At 67.5% G+C, this 351-nt stretch carries 1 protein-coding gene; it reads right to left on the reverse strand.

The genetic code is table 11. The annotated features are described in order from the left end of the window. On the reverse strand, positions 1–351 hold a 351-nt coding region (locus RB628_RS41685; protein WP_318325802.1), incomplete at both ends, for a cytochrome P450.

Genomic DNA, 351 nt, shown 5'->3' on the forward strand with positions numbered 1-351 from the left:
TGACGGCTTCCGTGGTGTACCGGAAGGTGGTCGTGCTGACGGGCGAGTCGAAGCGAAGTAGCTCGTCCAGCGCGGCTGGGACGTCCTCGGGGTTGCTGCGCAGGCGGTCCAGCTCGGCAGGGTGCTGGAGCAGGGCCAGGGCGGCGTTGCCGAGGAAGTTGGTGGTGGTCTCGTGTCCTGCGATGAGCAACAGCACCGCCAGGGAGACCAGCTCCTCCTCGCTGAGGTGGTCACTTCCGTCACGCGCCGAGATCAGGCGGTCGAGGAGCGAGTCACCGGGCTCTAGGCGCTTGGAAGCGATGAGGCCGGTCATGTACTCGGCCATGGCGTGCGAGGCCGCGTCGATGAGGC

Origin of the sequence: Streptomyces sp. ADMS, assembly GCF_033441795.1 — a bacterium.
In the GTDB taxonomy this organism is placed as follows: Bacteria; Actinomycetota; Actinomycetes; order Streptomycetales; family Streptomycetaceae; genus Streptomyces.